General features: G+C 62.2%; 17 protein-coding genes. 9 read left to right on the top strand and 8 right to left on the bottom strand.

Going from position 1 to position 18079, the window contains the following annotated elements:
* Nucleotides 1-10 precede the first annotated feature (10 nt).
* The 8 genes from AC3XQU_RS16425 to AC3XQU_RS16390 form a co-directional block, all read right to left on the bottom strand.
* On the bottom strand, nucleotides 11-979 hold the full coding sequence (locus AC3XQU_RS16425) for a glucokinase (RefSeq protein ID WP_489875231.1): 969 nt from the start codon (nucleotides 977-979) through the stop codon (nucleotides 11-13).
* Entirely contained in the window at nucleotides 976-3465 is a 2490-nt protein-coding gene (locus tag AC3XQU_RS16420; protein WP_489875230.1) for a glycoside hydrolase family 3 protein, read from the bottom strand. The genes AC3XQU_RS16425 and AC3XQU_RS16420 overlap by 4 nt, the downstream gene beginning before the upstream one ends.
* Nucleotides 3466-3496: 31 nt before the next feature.
* Nucleotides 3497-4864, bottom strand: a complete 1368-nt coding sequence (locus AC3XQU_RS16415; protein WP_489875229.1) for a GH1 family beta-glucosidase — start codon at nucleotides 4862-4864, stop codon at nucleotides 3497-3499.
* A 102-nt stretch (nucleotides 4865-4966) separates the two neighbouring features.
* Complete coding sequence (locus AC3XQU_RS16410; RefSeq protein WP_489875228.1) at nucleotides 4967-5992, bottom strand: LacI family DNA-binding transcriptional regulator; 1026 nt, start codon at nucleotides 5990-5992, stop codon at nucleotides 4967-4969.
* Between the two features lie 77 nt (nucleotides 5993-6069).
* Nucleotides 6070-7119: an ABC transporter ATP-binding protein gene (locus AC3XQU_RS16405; protein ID WP_489875227.1), complete on the bottom strand. Its 1050-nt coding sequence runs from the start codon at nucleotides 7117-7119 to the stop codon at nucleotides 6070-6072.
* 4 nt (nucleotides 7120-7123) lie between these two features.
* On the bottom strand, nucleotides 7124-8008 hold the full coding sequence (locus tag AC3XQU_RS16400) for a carbohydrate ABC transporter permease (RefSeq protein WP_489875226.1): 885 nt from the start codon (nucleotides 8006-8008) through the stop codon (nucleotides 7124-7126).
* Nucleotides 8005-8877, bottom strand: a complete 873-nt coding sequence (locus AC3XQU_RS16395; RefSeq protein WP_489875225.1) for a carbohydrate ABC transporter permease — start codon at nucleotides 8875-8877, stop codon at nucleotides 8005-8007. Before AC3XQU_RS16395 ends, AC3XQU_RS16400 begins: the two co-directional genes overlap by 4 nt.
* Before the next feature lie 4 nt (nucleotides 8878-8881).
* The gene (locus AC3XQU_RS16390) at nucleotides 8882-10162 is read right to left on the bottom strand and encodes an ABC transporter substrate-binding protein (protein WP_489875224.1); all 1281 of its coding nucleotides are present in this window, start codon (nucleotides 10160-10162) and stop codon (nucleotides 8882-8884) included.
* A gap of 83 nt (nucleotides 10163-10245) precedes the next feature.
* Here AC3XQU_RS16390 and AC3XQU_RS16385 point away from each other — a divergent pair, with 83 nt between their 5' ends.
* The 9 genes from AC3XQU_RS16385 to AC3XQU_RS16345 all read left to right on the top strand — a co-directional run bounded on the left by AC3XQU_RS16385 (nucleotide 10246) and on the right by AC3XQU_RS16345 (nucleotide 18078).
* Nucleotides 10246-10422, top strand: a complete 177-nt coding sequence (locus AC3XQU_RS16385; protein ID WP_489875223.1) for a hypothetical protein — start codon at nucleotides 10246-10248, stop codon at nucleotides 10420-10422.
* 113 nt (nucleotides 10423-10535) lie between these two features.
* On the top strand, nucleotides 10536-11075 hold the full coding sequence (locus AC3XQU_RS16380) for a lysozyme family protein (protein WP_489875222.1): 540 nt from the start codon (nucleotides 10536-10538) through the stop codon (nucleotides 11073-11075).
* A gap of 263 nt (nucleotides 11076-11338) precedes the next feature.
* On the top strand, nucleotides 11339-12679 hold the full coding sequence (locus AC3XQU_RS16375; RefSeq protein ID WP_489875221.1) for a tyrosine-type recombinase/integrase: 1341 nt from the start codon (nucleotides 11339-11341) through the stop codon (nucleotides 12677-12679).
* A gap of 108 nt (nucleotides 12680-12787) precedes the next feature.
* Nucleotides 12788-13936 carry a hypothetical protein gene (locus AC3XQU_RS16370; protein WP_489875220.1) on the top strand — a complete coding sequence of 383 codons (1149 nt, stop codon included), beginning with the start codon at nucleotides 12788-12790 and terminating at the stop codon, nucleotides 13934-13936.
* Nucleotides 13937-14035: 99 nt separating this feature from the next.
* On the top strand, nucleotides 14036-14257 hold the full coding sequence (locus AC3XQU_RS16365) for a hypothetical protein (RefSeq protein ID WP_489875219.1): 222 nt from the start codon (nucleotides 14036-14038) through the stop codon (nucleotides 14255-14257).
* Nucleotides 14258-14683: 426 nt separating this feature from the next.
* Entirely contained in the window at nucleotides 14684-14992 is a 309-nt protein-coding gene (locus AC3XQU_RS16360; RefSeq protein ID WP_489875218.1) for a hypothetical protein, read from the top strand.
* A 3-nt stretch (nucleotides 14993-14995) separates the two neighbouring features.
* Nucleotides 14996-16615 carry a DEAD/DEAH box helicase gene (locus tag AC3XQU_RS16355; RefSeq protein WP_489875217.1) on the top strand — a complete coding sequence of 540 codons (1620 nt, stop codon included), beginning with the start codon at nucleotides 14996-14998 and terminating at the stop codon, nucleotides 16613-16615.
* Nucleotides 16602-17528: a DUF7146 domain-containing protein gene (locus AC3XQU_RS16350; RefSeq protein ID WP_489875216.1), complete on the top strand. Its 927-nt coding sequence runs from the start codon at nucleotides 16602-16604 to the stop codon at nucleotides 17526-17528. Before AC3XQU_RS16355 ends, AC3XQU_RS16350 begins: the two co-directional genes overlap by 14 nt.
* A gap of 352 nt (nucleotides 17529-17880) precedes the next feature.
* On the top strand, nucleotides 17881-18078 hold the full coding sequence (locus AC3XQU_RS16345; protein WP_489875333.1) for a PEP-CTERM sorting domain-containing protein: 198 nt from the start codon (nucleotides 17881-17883) through the stop codon (nucleotides 18076-18078).
* Nucleotide 18079: the final 1 nt, after the last annotated feature.

Below are 18079 nucleotides of genomic sequence, written 5' to 3'. Positions count from 1 at the left end.
CTCCGTATTGTTATGGCTGGGCTGCGACCCGGTCCGACAGCATGGCGGACACGCCGCGCAGCGCCGGGTACTGCTCGGTAATGAGGTAAGTCGGGATGCGCGCGAGGTAAGGACTCAGGCGTCCCTTGTCCTCGAAGCGCGCGCGGAAGCTGGATTCGGCAAACAGCCTTCCCAGGCGCGGCACGATGCCGCCGCCAATATACATGCCGCCGGTCGCGCCCAGGGTCAGCGCGACGTTGCCGGCCACGCTGCCCAGGATGGCGCAGAAGGTGTCGACCGTGCGCCGGCAGTCGCCGGAGCTGCCATCGAGCGCGGCGCCGGTGATGGCCGGGGCATCGAGGCGCTCGCCGGTGCGCGCCCAGTGAATCAGCTCCAGGCCCATCCCGGATAGCAGACGCTCGGCCGACACGTGACCATATTCGCCCCACAGCGCCTCCAAGATCGCCACCTCGTCCTTGTTCGCCGGCGCGAAGCTCACATGCCCGCCTTCGCCTGCCAGTGCAATCCAGCGCTTGCCGCCTGCCGGAATCACGCCCGAGACGCCGAGCCCGGTGCCGGGACCGATCAGGCCGATGGGACGGTCGGCCAGCTCGATGCCGCCGCCTATCCGTTCGCGCTGTTCGAGCGCCAGGTGCGGCAGCGACATCGCCAGCGCTGCAAAATCGTTCACCACCAGCAGCGTCGCCAGACCCTGCTGAAGGCGCAGGGCTTCGATCGAGAAGCTCCAGTGGTGGTTGGTCATGCTGACCCGGTCTTCCTCGACCGGGTTGGCGATCGCGATCGCCGCATGGCGCACCGTTTCCACTGCGTGACCGCGCCCCGCGGCCTTGCCAAGGTAGGCCCGCATCGCATCGTCCAGCGTCGGATAATCGGCGCAGGCCAGCACCTCGATGTCCGCGAGCTGCCTGTCGCTGGACTCCAGGGCGAAGCGCGCATTGGTGCCGCCGATGTCGGCCAGCAGGCGCAGCTCCCCGTTCATCGCAGTTCCTCGCAGCGCACGGCATCGGCTTCGCTAGCTGCGCCGCCGGCGATCTCGATGCCGGTAAAGGCCGCAGCGAAACCGGCGTCGCTGGCGATGCTGAACGGCGCATCGACCTTCGCCAGGTCCGTGCCCTTGGCCTGGAAGCAGCTGAGCGGGATCTTGACGGTCTGCTTGCCCTTGCCGGCCAGGCGCTTGAACAACGCGGTGGTGTCGAGCGTGCCGCCGCCCATGGTCATCATTACCTTGCCAGCCGGTGCGCCCGAGACGATGGTGTCGAAGCGCAGCGCGGCATTCGCACTGGCTGCCGTCGGCAGCACCATCGGCCGCGCACCGCGGGTTTCGACGGTGGCCGGGCCAGTCCAGGTGATGAGCTTCGCATCCTGCTGGGTGTTCACCTGCGAGGTCTGCACCGTCACGCCGGGCAGGCTGAAGCTCGAATTGAGATCGGCGCCCAGCACCAGCTGCTGGGAACCGCTGCGGATCGCCATCGGGAAGCTGGCCCGGTCGGCCTGGCTGAACACCGGGAAGGTATTGCTGATGCCGCAACCGCCGGCAGGGTAGGTGGCATCGAGCTCGCCGACCTTCGAGCGCGTAGCAGACTTCAGGCCATAACCCCAGGCGAACAGTGGCGCATACCCCTTGTCGCCGACGTTCAAGTCCGTCTGGCAGGCCGACTTCGGCCAGGAGAACGGCAGCTTGCCGGTGAACTCGTAGCGCTTGCTGCCTGCCACCAGCAGGTCCGACACGCCCTTGCCCTCGGTGCCCGGCAGCCAGGCTGCGACAAACACGTCCGACAAATTGAGCAGGTCGTTGACGTAGAGCGGACGGCCCGACACGAAGACGGTGACGACCGGCTTGCCGCGGCCAGAAACCGCCTGCAGGACCGCCAGGTCTTCCGGATAGCGGCCGCTGTGGCGCAACGTGCCGTTCGGGCCGATGTCGCCGTCGCCTTCCGCATACGGACGCTCGCCGATCACCGCCACCACGGCGTCGAACTGCGACACGTCGACGCCCTTCGCATCCACGCTGAAGTGCACGTTCTCGCTGCCCGCTGCTGCCCGGATGCCGGCCAGGATCGTATCGGCATTCGGGAAGTCCGCATTGGTATTGGCCGTGCCCTGCCAGGTGATCGACCAGCCGCCGCTCTGGTTCGACAGGTCGTCCGCGGTCTTGCCGACCACGAGGATCTTCTTGCCGCGTGCGATCGGCAGCACCGGCTTGTCGTTCTTGATCAGCACGAGTGACTCGCGCACCGCGCGGCGCGCCAGCTCGCGCGGCTGCATGGCCTCGTCCTTGCCGGCATACGCGTTCTGCGCCGGGCTTTTCTCGAACAACCCTGCGCGCAGCTTGACGCGGATGATGCGGCTTACCGCATCGTCGATACGCGCCATCGGGATCTGCCCGCTTTCCACCTGCTTGATGGTGTTGGCGATGAAGGCCTTCCAGTCGTCCGGCACCATGACCATGTCGTTGCCGGCATTGATGGCAGCGGCGCAGCTCTCGTTGCTGCAGCCTGGCACTTCGCCATGCCCGTTCCAGTCGGTGACGACGAAGCCATCGAAGCCCATCTTCGTCTTGAGCACGTCGGTCAGCATGGCGCGGCTGCCGTGCATCTTGCCGTAATCGGTGCCGGCGGCGACGTCGTTCCACGAATTGAAGGACGACATGACCGTCTGCGCTCCGGCCTGCAGGGCAGGGTAGTAGCCGGCGCCGTGGATGTTGATCATCTGCGACTTGCTCGACTTGTTGACGCCACGGTCCTTGCCGAACTCGGTGCCGCCGTCGCCGATGAAATGCTTGGCGGTGGCGATGGTATTGGCATCGTCCTTGAGCATGCCCTGCATGCCGCGCACATAGGCGCCGGCATAGCTCTTCACGACTTCCGGGTTCTCGGAATAGCTCTCGTAGGTGCGTCCCCAGCGGTCGTCGCGCACCACGGCCAGGGTCGGGCCGAACACCCAGGCGATGCCGCTGGCGCGGGTGGCTTTCGCGGTGGCCGCGCCGATTTCCTCCAGCAGCTTCGGGTTGCGCGCCGCGCCCAGGCCGATGTTGTGCGGGAAGAGCGTGGCGCCGAAGACGTTGTTGTGGCCGTGGACCGCGTCCGTGCCCCAGATCACCGGCACCTTGACCGCCATGTCGGTGGCCAGCGAGGCCTCGTGGTAGCGCTGCGCCAGCGCCAGCCATTCGGCCGCCTTGGCATGCTTGTTCCCGTTCGGCCAGCTGCCGCCGCCATTCAACACCGACCCGAGGTAATAGCGCTTCACGTCGTCCGGCGTAGCGCTCTTGATCTCGGGCTGGGTCATCTGGCCGACCTTCTGTGCGAGCGTCATCTTGCCGACGATCTCGCGCACGCGCTGCTCCAGCGCCGCGTCCTTGCCGATGGCGCTGGTAACGCGCGGCCAGTCGGTCAGGGGCGCCGCGCCGGCGGGCAGGGCCAGGGCAATGGCAAGCGCCATTACCGGGTTGCGAAGCGTGGGTGTCATAGGCTGTCTCGCTGTATTTTATAGTTGGATGTCATGCGCCGCGCAGGAAGCCGCGATACCATTTGCCGCTGCTTTTCAGGCGCCGTTCCTGGGTGGCGTAGTCGATATGGGTCAGCCCGAAGCGCTTCAGGTAGCCCTCCGCCCATTCGAAATTGTCGAGCAGGCTCCAGGCAAAATAGCCTTTCACCGGCGCGCCGTCGCGGATGGCCGAGGCCAGCGAAGCCAGGTGGCGTACCAGGTAGCGGCGGCGCTCGGCGTCGTCGATCTCGCCCTCGGCATTGACTTCGTCCGGATAGCAGGAACCGTTCTCGGTGATGTACATCGGGCCCGGGTGGTAGTCGTTCTCGATGCGCAGCAGCAGCTCGGCCAGGCCTTGCGGCGCCACTTCCCAACCCATGTAGGTGGTTTCGGCGCCTGCGCGCGGCGGCAGCACGCGCGCCGACAAGGGCGCGTGGCCGTCTTCGTGCCGGATCGTCTCGGGGAAGTAGTAGTTCACGCCGAGGAAGTCGGTCGGCGTGGCGATCGCTTCCAGGTCGCCCGGCAGCACGACCGGCGCCGCTGCGCCAATGGCGTCGAGCGTGGCCTGCGGATAGCCGCGGCCATACAAGGGGTCGAGGAACCAGCGGTAGCGCAGGCCGTCGTGGCGCGCGGCCGCGGCGACGTCTTCTGGCGAGTCGCTGGCCGCGCGCACCGGATGCAGGCTCAGGGCGATGCCGACCTTCGCACTTGGGACGTTGGCGCGGATCAGCGGCACCGCCTTGCCGTGCGAGAGCAGCACGTGATGCGCCACCTGCAAAGACGTCTTGAAATCGGTCAGGCCGGGTGCATGCCAGCCTTCGAAATTGCCGATGATCGAGGTGCACCACGGCTCGTTGTGGGTGATCCAGTGCTGCACGCGGTCGCCCAGGCGGCGCGTCATCGCATCCACGAAAGCCAGGTAGGCGTCGACCGTGGCGCGGCTGTTCCAGCCTCCCTGGTCCTGCAGGAATTGCGGCAGGTCCCAGTGATACAAGGTGGCCCATGGCTGCAGGCCGCGCTCGAGCATGCCGTCCACCAGGCGCGAGTAGAAATCCAGTCCCTTCTGGTTCGGCTTGCCGCCGATCTCCGAGAAGATGCGGGGCCAGGCGATCGAGAAGCGGTAGGCGTTCAGGCCCATGTCGCGGCCGATGTCGAAGTCTTCCGGCCAGCGGTGGTAGTGATCGCAGGCGACCGCGCCGCTCGAGCCATCCTTGACCTTGCCCGGGGTCGCGGCGAAGCGGTCCCAGATCGATTCGACCCGGCCGTCCTCGGAGGCAGCGCCTTCGATCTGGTAGGACGAGGTGGCACAGCCCCACAAGAAATCGGAGGCAAAATCGCCGCGCACCGGGGCGGTCGGCTCGGGACTGTCAGCTGTTGTCATGGTCGCGTAGAGAATTGAAGTCGTTATGCAAGGATATTTGGAAAGCTTTCCAATTGCAATCGAAAAAAAAGGCCGGCGAGCGGCCGCACAGGGCGGCGCGCGTCATTTTTTCTTGCTCCTGGCCGGCAGCCTGGCAAGCGAGGCGCGCAGCGTCACGCTGACCGGGAAGTCGCGCGACACCGGGCGATGCAGGTCGTAGCAGCGGTTCAGCAGGGCGTTCAGGCCATTGAGCGTCATTTCGCGCCAGGGCATGTGCACCGAGGTCAGGCGCGGCGCCGCAAATTCGGCGCTCGGCGTGTCGTCGTAGCCGATCACGGACAGGTCGCGCGGTACGCTGATGCCGGCCTCCTGGAAGTACGACAGTGCACCCACCGCCATCTCGTCGTTGGCGCAGAACAGGGCGGTGCAGGTGCGGCCGGATTCGACCAGCGCCTTGGCCGCGGCCCAGCCGCCGGCAGGAGAAAAGTCGCTCTCCATCAGCCACAGCTTGCCCGGATCGATGCCTTCGCTCGCCAGTTCATCCATGAAGCCCTTGATGCGGGCCACATTGTCGGCCAGCGCCGTCGGGCCGGACACCACGGCGATGTCGCGGTGCTTGTGGTCGAGCAGGGCGCGCGCGGCCATCCGGCCGCCCAGCGCGTGGTCGACCGTGAAGCACTGTTCCGGGATGCCGGCGAATTCGTGGTTCAGCGCCACCAGCTGGCGCTGCTTGGCGCCGAGGGTGGCCAGGTCCTCGTCGGTGAGGGCGCTGGTCATCATGATCAGGCCATCGCAGCCGCGCTCGATGAGGAATTCGATGCCTTCCATCGCCTGGCGCCGCGCATCGCCCAAGCCGACGCCGAAGGCGACCACCATGTGCAGGCCGGCGGCGCGCAGCTCGGTGTCGATGATCTGCAGGATCGGGGTGTAGAAGGTGCCGCTCAGGACCGGGATGTAGACGCCGATCATCCGGCTGGTGCCGGACAGCAGGGCGCGCGCCGCATGCGAGGGGCGAAAACCCAGCTCGTCGATCGCCTTGCGCACGCGTTCGAGCGTGGCGGGCGATACCGAGCCCTTGCCGCTCACCACGCGCGAGGCGGTGCCGAGACCGACCCCGGCGAGACGCGCTACGTCCTTGATGGTTGCCACTGACGATCCTTATGGTCTACACGATTAGTCGAAAAACACTGAAGCATACTGTATTCAAGTGACACTGGCATCTGTCTTCAAATGCGCTTGCCGCTGGCCGGGTCGAACAGCGACACGCGCGCGGCATCGATCGCAAAGCGCACCGACTGTCCGCTTGCCAGCGGGCGCTGATCGTGCACGATGGCCGACAAGGCATGGCCGCCGCAGTCCAGCCACACGACCTGGTGATTCCCCATCGGCTCGACCAGCGTCACCGATGCCTGCAAGGGGCCGTCGTCCGAGAGGTGGATGTCTTCCGGCCGCACCGCCAGCGTCACCGCGCCACGCGGGCCGGCATGCATCGGCGCCAGAGCGAGCGCCAGCGCGCCGCTGCTGAAGCGGCCCGCCTCCAGCCGCCCGTCGACGAAATTCATCGACGGGGAACCGAGGAAGCCGGCCACGAAGCGGTTGGCGGGGCGCTCGTAGACTTCGCACGGCGTGCCGATCTGCTGGATATGCCCGCCTTGCATCACCACGATGCGGGTGGCCAAGGTCATCGCCTCTGCCTGGTCGTGGGTCACGTAGATCATGGTCGAACCGAGCGCCTGGTGCAGCAGCTTGAGTTCGCGGCGCAGCTCGGCGCGCAGCTTGGCGTCGAGGTTCGACAGCGGCTCGTCGAACAGGTAGACGCCCGCTTCGCGCACCAGGGCGCGGCCGATCGCCACCCGCTGGCGCTGCCCGCCCGAGAGCTGGGCCGGTTTGCGGTCGAGCAGCGACTCGAGCTGCAGCATTTCTGCCGTGCGCCGCACGCGGCGCTGGATCTCGGCCTTCGGTGCGCCGGAGATGCGCAGGCCGAAGGACATGTTCTTCTCCACCGTCATGGTCGGGTACAGCGCATACGACTGGAACACCATGCCGATCCCGCGCTCGCTCGGATCGGCGTGGCTCATGTCGACCCCGCCGATCTCGATGCTGCCGCCGGCCACGTCGATCAGGCCCGCGATGCTGTGCAGGAGCGTGGACTTGCCGCAGCCCGAAGGCCCCAGCAGCACCAGGAATTCGCCCGGCTCGACCTGCAGGTCGAGGTCCCGGATGACGGCATTGCTGCCGCGGGTGATGCACAACTTGCGCAGGTGGACGTTGGACATGCGGTTAACCTTTCACGGCGCCGGCGGCGATGCCGCGCACGAACCAGCGTCCCGAGATGAAATAGATCGCCAGCGGCACGCTAGCTGTCAGCATGGTCGCGGCCATGTTGACGTTGTACAGGCGGGTGCCGGTGGTGGTGTTGATCACGTTATTGAGCTGCACCGTCATGGGCGCGTTCTCGCGGCCCGCGAACACCAGGCCCAGGATGTAGTCGTTCCACACGCCCGTGACCTGCATGATCGCGGCGACCACGACGATCGGCAGCGACATCGGCAGCATCACCTGCGCAAAGATGCGCCAGAAGCCGCCGCCATCGATGCGCGCCGCCTGGAACAGCTCCTGCGGCACCGAGGCATAGTAGTTCCGGAACAGCAGCGTCATGATCGGCATGCCGAAGATGACGTGCACCAGCACGATGGCCGGGAGCGAACCGAACACGCCGGCGCGCGCCATCATCCATACCAGCGGATAAATCATCACCTGCACCGGGATGAAGGCGCCGGCCAGCAGCACGCCGAACAGCACATTGGCGCCGCGCGGACGCCAGAACGACAGCGCATAGCCGTTGATCGCACCCAGCAGGATCGGGATGATCGTGCTGGGCACCGTGATCGCCACCGAATTCCAGAAGCCGCCGCTGACCTGGGCCCAGGCGTTTTGCCACGGCTCGACGGTCGCCAGCAGGGGCAGGGCGAACACGCTGCCACTCCTGATCTCGTCCATCGACTTGAACGAGGTGATGATCATGACGTACAGCGGCAGCAGGAAGTACAGCGCGGCGCTGAACAGGAAAGCATACACGCCGATGCGCGCCGGAGACAAGCGCTTGCGGCGGACGGCCGGCGCCGAACCGAAGCTCACTGCTGGCACCTCCAGGGTGGTGTTCATGCGCGGCTCCTGCGGCTGCGTGCGTAGGCGTAAGGCGCGAGCAGCGCCAGCACGGGAATGAGCAAGGTCACCGCGCCGGCCGAGGCCAGGCCGATGTTCGAGCGCAGGAACAGGTGGTCCATGATGAACTTGGCCGGCACTTCGCTGGCCGTGCCCGGTCCGCCGCCGGTCATCGCCACCACCGCGTCATACAGCTTGACCACCGCGGTGCACAGCAGCAGGAAGACGGTGGCGATGGTCGGCCCCAGCATCGGCAGCACGATCGAGGCATACACGCGCCAGGCCGGGATGCCGTCCAGGCGCGCCGCCTTGTAGATCTCCGGATCGACCCCGCGCAGCCCCGCCAGCATCATCGCCATGACCAGGCCCGAGGCCTGCCACACGGCGGCGATGACGATCGTGTAGATGACCATCTCCTGGTCGACCAGCCAGTCGAAGGTAAAGCCGGACCAGCCCAGGGCGCGCACCGCGCTCTCGATGCCGGCGCCGGGCGCCAGCATCCACTGCCATACGAGGCCGGTGGCGATGAAGGACATCGCATACGGGTAAAGGAAGACCGTGCGCAGGAAACCTTCGCCGGTGACCTTCTGGTCGATGAAGGCGGCCAGCAGGAAGCCCAGCACCATGCAAGCCACGATGAACAGCGTGCCGTACACGGCCAGGTTGTTCAGCGAGAGCATCCAGCGCTCGTTGTCGAACAGGCGCGCGTACTGGGCAAAGCCGATGAAGTGATCGGACGAGAAAGTGCGCGAGCTGGTAAGCGAAGTGCGGAAGGTCCACAGCGCCGCGCCGATATAGGCGACCAGCACCGTCAGCGCCATCGGCAGCAGGGCGATGTGGGGAGTCAGTTTGTTGGCGCGGGCGAGCATGGCGTTAATATTTGAGCGCGTTGGCGATGCTCTTCTGGGCCTTCTCGGCCGGCATGTTCGTGTTCCAGTAGGCGGTCAGCACATCCTGCATGGCGCCGTTCTGGTCGGGCGTGAGATAGACCTCGGTGACGCCGGCCTGGCGCGAGCGGTCCTTCATGATCTCGATGCCCTTTTGCGCGCACAGGTCCAGTTCCGCCGGGTTGACATCGGTGCGGACCGGGATCGAGCCCTTCAGCTTTGAAAAACCTACTTGCAGCTCCGGTTGCGAGACGACCTTGGCCAGCAGGTTCTGCGCCCTGACGGTCTGTCCGTCGTCGGTGCGCGGGAAGACAAACACGTCGCCCTGGATCAGGTAGGGCGTAGAGGCGTTCAGGCCGGCCATGCAGCCGTAGTGCTGGCCCGCCACCTGGCGCGCGTTGGTGAATTCGCCCTTGGCCCAGTCGCCCATCACCTGCAGCCCTGCGCGACCAGCGATGACCATGGCGGTGGCGTCGTTCCAGTTGCGGCCCGGCGCGCCGGCGTCCACATAGGACTTCATGCGTTTGAACGTCAGCAGCACGTTGCGAAAGGCGGGCGACAGGAGCGTCGCCTGGTCGCGGTCGCGCATGGCTTTCAGGTACAGCTCCTTGCCGCCCATGTTGGCGAGGATGGCGGAGAACAGCACGGTCTCCTGCCACGACTGGCCACCGTGGGCGAGGGGGATGATGCCGGCCGCCTTGAGCTTGTCGAGCGCGATGAAGAGCTCCTGCATGCTGGCGGGTTCCTTCGTGATGCCGGCCTTCTGGAAGGCGGCCTTCGAATACCAGAACCAGGTCTGCATGTGGATGTTCAGCGGCACCGCGTAGTAGTGGCCATCCACCTTGATGACGTCGATGATCGGCGCCGGCAGCATCTGGTCCCAGTTCTGCGCGCGTGCAACCCCGTCGACGTTGTTCAGCATCCCCGCTTCGATCACATCCAGAAACTGCTTGGAGGTGTTGAACTGGGCGGCGGTCGGCGGGTTGCCGCCGACGATGCGGTTGATGGTGACGGCGCGCGACTGGTCGCCGCCGGCAATGGCCGTATCGATCCAGACGCCGCCCGCATTGCGGTAGGCCTGGGCGACCTGCTTGACGGCGGCGGACTCGCCGCCGGATGTCCACCAGTGGATGACTTCTGCTTTCGGGGCCGTGGGAACGGATGCGGCACGCGCCGGCGCCGCGCGCGCGGCAGGCGTCGAAGCGGCAGTCGTCATGGCAACGGCGAGCCATGCGCAGGCTGACGCCAAGGTGCGTACTGTGGACATCGTGTCTCCGTTCCTTGCCATTATTGTCGGGACGTTGGAAACGTTCCCATTGGCTTTGGCCGACTATAGCATCGGGTGAAATCGTGGTCAAACAAATATTGCACTTGGGGATTTTGGCACAGTTTTGCTGGCTGATCGGCAAGCATTTTCTCGAAGACCAGTTTGCTCAAGCGCAAGCGGTTTGTTCGATGTCCATGCGCTTGGTCGAGCCGCAGAAGGGGATTGTGCGTGCTCAAGCGCCAAGTGGTGACGATTTCTAAGATGAGTTCACGGGGCGCGCCACTTGTGTGGGCTTGGCAGCCGCTCTCCGCGGTAGCCAGACGCCCCGTAGTGCACCTGTTCGATGTCGCCATCGTGTCCACTAGGAGGATGTATGTCGAAAGCACAGCCCCGCGCCCAGGACGGGCGCCCAACGCGTTCGCACCAGGAGCGCTGCGAACAGAACGCGCAAGACCTGTGTCATCCCAACGTCGCCGCCTTTCTCAAGGCCATTGCGGCGGCGGAGGGCGGAGCTTACGACTTCAAGTACGGGGCCTTAAAAGGGCGGAGCAACGACCGGTGGCGCTTCACCGATATGTCGACGCATCCGGGGCCCGGGATCGATGGCAAGTCCACGGCGGCAGGGATGTACCAGATCACACGGCCGACCTGGCAGCATCATGGCGGCAAGCTGGGGCTGGACGATTTTTCGCCGCGAACGCAGGATCTGATTGCTGTCGAAATCCTGCGCAGCCTTGGGGTGATCGATCGGATCAAGGGAGGGGAGATTGCCGGAGTCATGCCCAAGGTCGCGCGCACCTGGGCAGCGTTGCCAAAAGGGCCTGGCCAATCCAATCATTATCCGCACCAGCGCTACATCGAATTCGACGAGTTCCTGGCGGCTTATCTGGCGGCTGGTGGGAAAGCGGTGTAAGACTGGAAAGCAAAAAGCCCAGCCGGTGAGGGCTGGGCTTTGTACTGAAGCATGTGGTGCCGGCTGCCGGTTTCGAACTGGCCACCTGATGATTACAAATCACCAAGCTGAAGCATTTTGAAGTGTAGATTTCTGTCGGTCGAAACTGATAAATTCTTAATAATCATATACTTAATACGAATACGTGCGGCTTTTTTGTTGGAAAGTGTTGATCTTCATATGTTAAGATTCCCTACATAGTCACTACATGAAGGGAGCCTTGGATGAAATGGGAAAACTTCACCAGTGCCCGCGTCGAGGCGTTCAAGTGCACAGAGGGCAAGCAGCAGAGCATATATTGGGATGGCAAGACGCCGGGCCTTGGGGTGCGTGTAACTGCCAAGGGAGCCAAGTCATATATTTTTGAGACCACCCTGAACAGTAAGACGTTGAGGATCACCATTGGCGATGTGCGCACGTGGTCTATTAGCCAAGCTCAAGCGAAGGCCACTGCCTACAAGGCTCAGACCGATAGTGGAATCGATCCCCGCAGGGTTCTTGCCGATCAAATAGCAGCTGAGAAAGCGGCTGAGTTGGCGCGAGCTGATGCGGATGAGGCGGAGGCTGCCGCAGCAATTCGAAACGCAGTTACCCTCGGGGACGTCTGGCCCGCCTATATCGCTGATCGGATGGCAACGCGGACTGGTGGCTGGTCCGACCATCATGTGCGTGCCCATCAGATCCTGATGCAGGCTGGAGGTCTGCCGGTTAAGCGTGGCTCAGCGCTTACACAGCCAGGGCCGCTAAACTCTTTAGCCAGCGTCCGTCTGATCGACCTTACCACTGACTGCATTGAGCTGTGGGCGAGAGACGAGGCTAAACGCCGGCCATCCAGTGCTCGTCTCGCCTGGCGGCTCCTCAAAGCGTGCATGAATTGGTGTGGCGAGCACAAAGTCTATTCCTCTCTGGTTGATGGCAACCCGACAAAGAGCGCGCGCACGCGTGAGGCCCTTGGTAAGCCTACGATCCGTAACGATGTTTTGCAGCGTGAGATGCTTGCATCTTGGTTTACGGCTGTACGGCAGATTCGAAATCCCATTATTTCGGCTTACCTCCAGATTTTGCTGCTAATCGGCTCACGCCGCGAAGAGCTAGCGGCGTTGAAGTGGGAGGATGTGAACGTCCAGTGGAAGAGCATCAAGCTATCAGACAAGGTCGAGGACTTCCGAATGGTGCCGCTTACGCCTTATGTTGCCGCTCTTATGAGTTCGCTTCCTCGGCGCAATGCATACGTGTTTTCCAGCTTAAGTTCAGCGTCGGGTTACATTGCAGAGCCTCGTTATGCACACAATGAGGCGGTCGCGGTAGCTGGTCTGCCACCGCTGACCTTGCATGGTTTGCGACGCTCATTTGCTAGCTTGAGTGAATGGGTACAGACCCCGCCAGGAATCGCAGCGCAAATCCAAGGACATGCTCCACAAGGCGTCCGAGAACAGAACTATATCCGCCGGCCCCTCGACCTCCTTCGAATTTGGCACGTACAGATTGAAAACTGGATGCTGGAGCAAGCTGGCATAAATCTCCAGACTCAAACGCCAGGGCTCAAGATCGTGGCAAAAACCTAGCCTCGCAATTTTCACGCACCAGCCTAGCTTTAGCGGGCGAAAAGCCGGACTCCTTCACCGGCCTGGCTGGTGCCCCAACAAATGAAGGCGACACCTGAAGGGGTGCATATGACGCAGGATGCAGATGACGATGCAGAGTTCGTCGCGGCGTTTGAAGAAACGGTAAATAATGGCAGTTGTATCGACTGGCGATACTGGGCGAAGCAGATGCCTGTTTGGACGCCTGAACAGGCTGCTCGACTGATATGCGCTCTCGACCCGGACGTCTTTGAGAGCTATCAAACTCGGCCGAACCAAAATAATTACAGCAAGGCGGTCGCCACGGCGAAGAGGATAGAACGCTTAGCCCAAGCTCAGAAGATTCCCGCCCTCGCTCCTTCAGACTGGCTGGTATGGGCTAAAGAAACCGGCTTTTCCGTGTCTCCATGGTTGCACCAGATCGTCACGCGTTATAGCGAAGAAAAGCAGCTGCGCCAACACGCGAACGATCTCAGGCAGGCAGAACCTCGACCGCAACGCGACACGACCAATGCCCTTGGGGTAGCTCCGCCTCCGCCTCCGCCCCCTGTAACGATCTTGAGGCCAACAGGGTATGGAGCATCGGCCAAGTTAAAGACAAATACGCCTGACTGGGAGCGATGGTCACGTCTCGACTTTGTTCGATTGTGGCAGGCAGCCTGTCTGGTTGCAAATATCGAGCCTCCAGACGGCGAGACCTGGGCGCTGTACCAACTAGTAGCCTTACCCCAAGAGTTTCACGACGTGTGGGAAGTGATCAATGCCGACGCGGAATTTTCGAAACTTGAGATTTTGGAATATTCAGAACGTATGCTGTCGCGTGTCCACTTACGCGGTTTTGCGAAGTGGGCGCTAAACAAGAAGCTCGAAGTGCCTGATGAGCTACGCGTGCTGGCATCTCGAGATATGGCCGCTTTCGAGTCTGACGGAATCTCAGACGACGTCGTCGGTCTGAGTTCAGCCCAAGACTGGATTGTTAGAAGACCAGATCGCTACCAAGGATACGGAAAACCTCTCTACGATTTCCTGAAAAGCGAGAAGGCGGCTAACAAGCAAATGCCGACTGCAAGGGATGTACTAGATGCATTTAAGAAAATTTCTCCACCTGAGGTCATGGAAATCTTAGCTGATGGCTTGAAGTATTACGATGCTAACGGCAATCCGAAGTTTGCTGACCTAAACGCTATTCGAAAGGCTATCAAAAGAATGACCGATAACGCGGCCGACTCGACCGAATAGCGGCCGACTTGACCGGATCGAGGCCGGCTCGGCCGACATCATAGGGAAATCTACGACTCGAAATGACCATGCAAGCACCCCAACCACAAGAGGTGCAACATGGAAGACAATCTCGCAAAAACGTTTCCTGCTTTGGAAACGGTCACTCGCCCGACGGTAGATACCGCCGCTGCTGCCTATTATTTTAACCGGCGTGTACAAACCCTGAGGGCATGGGCCTGCTACGAAAATGGTCCCATTCGCCCCGTTCGCATCAACGGCCGTCTTGCTTGGCCGGTGGTCGAAATTCGTCGCCTCACCAGCGGAGGCGCCAATGTCTAATCGCACAAATGAAAACGCCTCCGTTGCGGGAGGCGCTCATGTCGATCGGGCTGGCGGGTCCGAAATGACGGGGCAAAGCAAAGTTCTCGACTGCAGTGCGCAGAATATCACAGCCGTTTGCGAAGAGCTTGTACAGAATGGTATCGGCCTACGAGATGCGTCTGGCGCAACCCAGATCGAGACGCTGCGTCGAGCTCTCGAGTTTCGTGGGACGCGTGGACTCAACACTTATGAAGGGACGGCAGCCGGCTATTTACGGCTAGCTACACGAGTCAAAGAACTCAAAGCAAAGTGGAACATTTACGCTCTTCGTGAAGATGTGATTGGTCCTGACGGCCTCCTGCACAGGGGAGTGGCTCGGTACGTGCTACTGGGGCGTCGTCAGGATCTGTTGTCCGCCCAGGCTCAGCTCGATTTGGGGGCCACATGACTGTCCAGGCACTCGCAATCAAGAACTGGAATACGTTCCAGCACTATGGCAAGCGAAATCCACCCTGGATCAAGCTGCACCGAGCCATCCTCGACGATTACGCTTTCTGTGCTTTACCGGATGTCTCGAAGGGTCATTTGATGTTGTTATGGCTCTATGCGAGCCAGAACAACGGCACCGTACCGCATGACATTCCCTTCCTCGAGCGGAAACTGTCGATCGCCAACTTAGACATGGACGTGTTGATCCAGCATGGTTTTTTGACCCAGAGCGGCGTTGCTAGCGCTGCGCTTGCGAAGGGATAGCACATGTACCACATTCCATTCGCTAGCAGCATGCTAGCACCAAGCTATCCGCTGACTTGCAGCCCAGAAGAGTACGCTAGCAATTGGATTGCAACTCAGAAGAGAAGAGAAGACATAAAGCCTGGGACCCCACCCAGCCAAGGCGATAGTATTTCAAACCTGCTGACTTTGCGTCCATATCAGTCCGCAGCCGTCAAAAACCTCCGCTTGTCCTTGGCCGAGGGCGCGCAGCGTGAGATGCTGGTAGCGCCCACTGGCTCCGGGAAAACCGAGATGGGCATGGCCATGGTTCGCGGAGCTATGACAAAACGCAAGCGCGTGGCCTGTCTGTGTAATCGAGTTCACTTGGTCGAACAAACCTCGCGCCGTTTCAACCGCGCCGGGATCACGCATGGGATCATCCAGGGTGAGAACACCTCTCGCGTGTATGAAAACGTGCTGGTGGCCAGCATCCAGACTGTGGCGCGCCGCGGTCTACCCGACGTTGACCTAATCATCATTGACGAAGCACACACGGTCGCATGGTCGAGCGGGTACCGCGCAGTGTTGGCGGCAGCCAAGGGCGCCCTTGTCGTAGGGCCGGCGGCGACGCCATACTCTAAGGGGCTCGGGAAGCATTACGACGAGCTCGAAGGACCGCTATTCGAGCACATGACGATCGCTGCTACGATCCCAGAGCTGATTGCAGACGGCTACCTGGTAGATGTTGACGTGTACGCGCCGAGCGAGCCGGACATGACCGGCATCAAGCAGGCACGCAATTCGTTCGGCGACATTGATTACACCGACGCCGATGTCGGGCGCGCCGCCGACAAGCCGGAGCTGGTGGGCGACATCGTAACGCACTGGCTGCGCCTGGCCGCTGGCACGCCGTCCGTCTGCTTTGCGGCGAACATCGCCTACAGCAAGCACATCGTCGAGCGCTTTCAGGCGGCGGGGATCAGCGCTGAGCACATCGACTGCTTTACCGACACTGAGGAGCGCCGCGAAATCCTGCGTCGCATGGAGGCGGGTGAGACTATGGTCTTGTCGAACGTGGGCATCCTCGCCGAGGGCTGGGACTTCCTGGCATGCCGCACGCTGATCCTAGCGCGCCCGACGCGCTCCCTGATCCGCTACATCCAGATGACTGGGCGGGTGCTGCATCCGCACGCTAGCAAGGATCGCGCTCTTATCCTTGACCACTCTGGGGCGGTAGTGCGCCTCGGCTTCCCGACCGACGAGTTCCCGCTCGAGCTCGACGACGGCTCGCCTAAGAATGCGAAGGGCAGCCAGAAGGAGCGGGAGAAGCCGCTGCCGAAGGCCTGCCTGTCCTACAGCTACGTCAAGACCGTGCACAAGTGCCCGGTATGCGGGTTCGCGCCGGAGCGCCGATCGAACGTACAGACCCGCGCTGGCAACTTGGTGCCGCTGAAGAAGTCTAAGGTGCAGAAGATCGACACGCAGGCGTTCTACTCTCAGCTGGTAGAGGTGGTGTCGAACAAGTACCGGGAATACTTCGGAGTCTGGCCTCGCGGCATGCAGAACGTGCCTGCGCCGGTCACCCCCGAGGTGATGGGTATCTTGAAGCACCTGCAGATCAAGGGGACGAAACAGAGGGAGGCGAAGCATGCAGGCGCTTAAGCCACGTACCGCCGACGAGGCAGTCGGCCGGTGGCCCGGCATCCTTCAGTTCCTCGGAATCGACCAGTCCTTCCTAGGCAAGAAGCACGGGCCCTGTCCGATCTGCGCCGGCAAGGACCGGTACCGGTTCGACGATAAAGCGGGCCGGGGGACGTGGATCTGCTCGCATTGCGGGTCAGGCGACGGCTTCCAGCTGCTGCAGAAGGTGATGGGCTGGTCGTTTAGCGAAGCCGCCAAGCAGGTCGACCGGATCGTCGGGACGATCCCGCCTGGGCCGATCGCACCGGAGCGTACTGAGGCTAGCAAGCTCCGCGCGCTGAATCAGGTGTGGGAGACCAGCAAGTCGGTCGTGTACGGCGACCCGGTGTGGCGATACCTGAACCGGCGCCTCGGAATCGAGGCGGTTCCGCCAAGCCTGCGGTTCCACCCTGGGTTGCGGTACACCAGCGAGAATGGGGGCGATCTGGAGCGCTTCCCCGCGATGATCGCCCGGCTGCAGTATCCGGACGGTACCGGCGCATCGATCCACCGGACCTATCTAACGGACCATGGTGAGAAGGCCCTGGTGGCACGGCCGAAGAAGATCATGGCTGGCAAGCCGCTAAATACAGCTGCGGTGAGGCTAGGAGCGGTTCAGTCGACACTCGGTATAGCCGAAGGCATAGAAACAGCTCTTGCCGCCTCTGTTCGCTTCTATCTGCCTGTGTGGGCGGCAACTAATGCTGCATTGTTGGAATCTTGGGTTCCACCCGTAGGCGTTGACCGAGTGCTCATCGCCGCAGATAACGACGCCAGTTTCACCGGTCAGTCGGCCGCATTCAACTTGGCTAGACGTCTGGTGCGAAATGGGTACGCGGTCGACATCCAGATCCCAAGACAAATAGGTAAGGACTGGGCCGATGAATTTATCTAAGTAGCCCGCATGTGCCTTCAGCTACCTCGGCGGGCAGCGAAAGAATACGGAGGACAACAGTGTTCTCCGTAACGATGACCTGATTAGAAAACGGTTAGCTGGTAGGTGGGTTGCGAGCTCAGGTTTAGGTCAGGTTTCAATTAAGGTTTCAATGAAAACAAACGTTTTTGATCGTATTGAAACCGTAGACACTAGCCTTGCTGGTTTGTTGCCATCCGCTTTACAAGCCCGAAATGATCAGCTGAGCGATGCTTGCAAGAAAGTGAGCAGCGGACACACCGGATTGCTAACTTTTGCTGACACTTGCACGACGGTTACCCTTCGTTGATGGCACGCATGAAGGAGCGGTAGAATTATCATCAACCATAATCGGGAGCTGGTTGCCGAGGTTCCGGAGCCAAGCAGCCTAGCCTTGCTGCTTGCGGGTGTTGGCGGCTTGGGGTGCTGCGTCGCCGGCGTCGTGCGTAACAAGCATGTTGCGAGCTGGCGATCCAGCAGCTTAACGATGACGGACGGCCTTCAGGACATTTTTCGGGTCGCCTTTAGATGAT

This window comes from Telluria sp. AZSoR62 (assembly GCF_058111565.1).
This window is presented reverse-complemented; position numbering and strand designations above follow the sequence as displayed.

What these genes read in the sequence shown, in the direction of transcription:
- AC3XQU_RS16425 (WP_489875231.1), bottom strand. Translation starts at nt 979, where the DNA reads ATGAACGGGGAGCTGCGCCTGCTGGCCGACATCGGCGGCACCAATGCG.
- AC3XQU_RS16420 (WP_489875230.1), bottom strand. Translation starts at nt 3,465, where the DNA reads ATGACACCCACGCTTCGCAACCCGGTAATGGCGCTTGCCATTGCCCTG.
- AC3XQU_RS16415 (WP_489875229.1), bottom strand. Translation starts at nt 4,864, where the DNA reads ATGACAACAGCTGACAGTCCCGAGCCGACCGCCCCGGTGCGCGGCGAT.
- AC3XQU_RS16405 (WP_489875227.1), bottom strand. Translation starts at nt 7,119, where the DNA reads ATGTCCAACGTCCACCTGCGCAAGTTGTGCATCACCCGCGGCAGCAAT.
- AC3XQU_RS16400 (WP_489875226.1), bottom strand. Translation starts at nt 8,008, where the DNA reads ATGAACACCACCCTGGAGGTGCCAGCAGTGAGCTTCGGTTCGGCGCCG.
- AC3XQU_RS16395 (WP_489875225.1), bottom strand. Translation starts at nt 8,877, where the DNA reads ATGCTCGCCCGCGCCAACAAACTGACTCCCCACATCGCCCTGCTGCCG.
- AC3XQU_RS16390 (WP_489875224.1), bottom strand. Translation starts at nt 10,162, where the DNA reads ATGTCCACAGTACGCACCTTGGCGTCAGCCTGCGCATGGCTCGCCGTT.
- AC3XQU_RS16380 (WP_489875222.1), top strand. Translation starts at nt 10,536, where the DNA reads ATGTCGAAAGCACAGCCCCGCGCCCAGGACGGGCGCCCAACGCGTTCG.
- AC3XQU_RS16375 (WP_489875221.1), top strand. Translation starts at nt 11,339, where the DNA reads ATGAAATGGGAAAACTTCACCAGTGCCCGCGTCGAGGCGTTCAAGTGC.
- AC3XQU_RS16370 (WP_489875220.1), top strand. Translation starts at nt 12,788, where the DNA reads ATGACGCAGGATGCAGATGACGATGCAGAGTTCGTCGCGGCGTTTGAA.
- AC3XQU_RS16365 (WP_489875219.1), top strand. Translation starts at nt 14,036, where the DNA reads ATGGAAGACAATCTCGCAAAAACGTTTCCTGCTTTGGAAACGGTCACT.
- AC3XQU_RS16360 (WP_489875218.1), top strand. Translation starts at nt 14,684, where the DNA reads ATGACTGTCCAGGCACTCGCAATCAAGAACTGGAATACGTTCCAGCAC.
- AC3XQU_RS16355 (WP_489875217.1), top strand. Translation starts at nt 14,996, where the DNA reads ATGTACCACATTCCATTCGCTAGCAGCATGCTAGCACCAAGCTATCCG.
- AC3XQU_RS16350 (WP_489875216.1), top strand. Translation starts at nt 16,602, where the DNA reads ATGCAGGCGCTTAAGCCACGTACCGCCGACGAGGCAGTCGGCCGGTGG.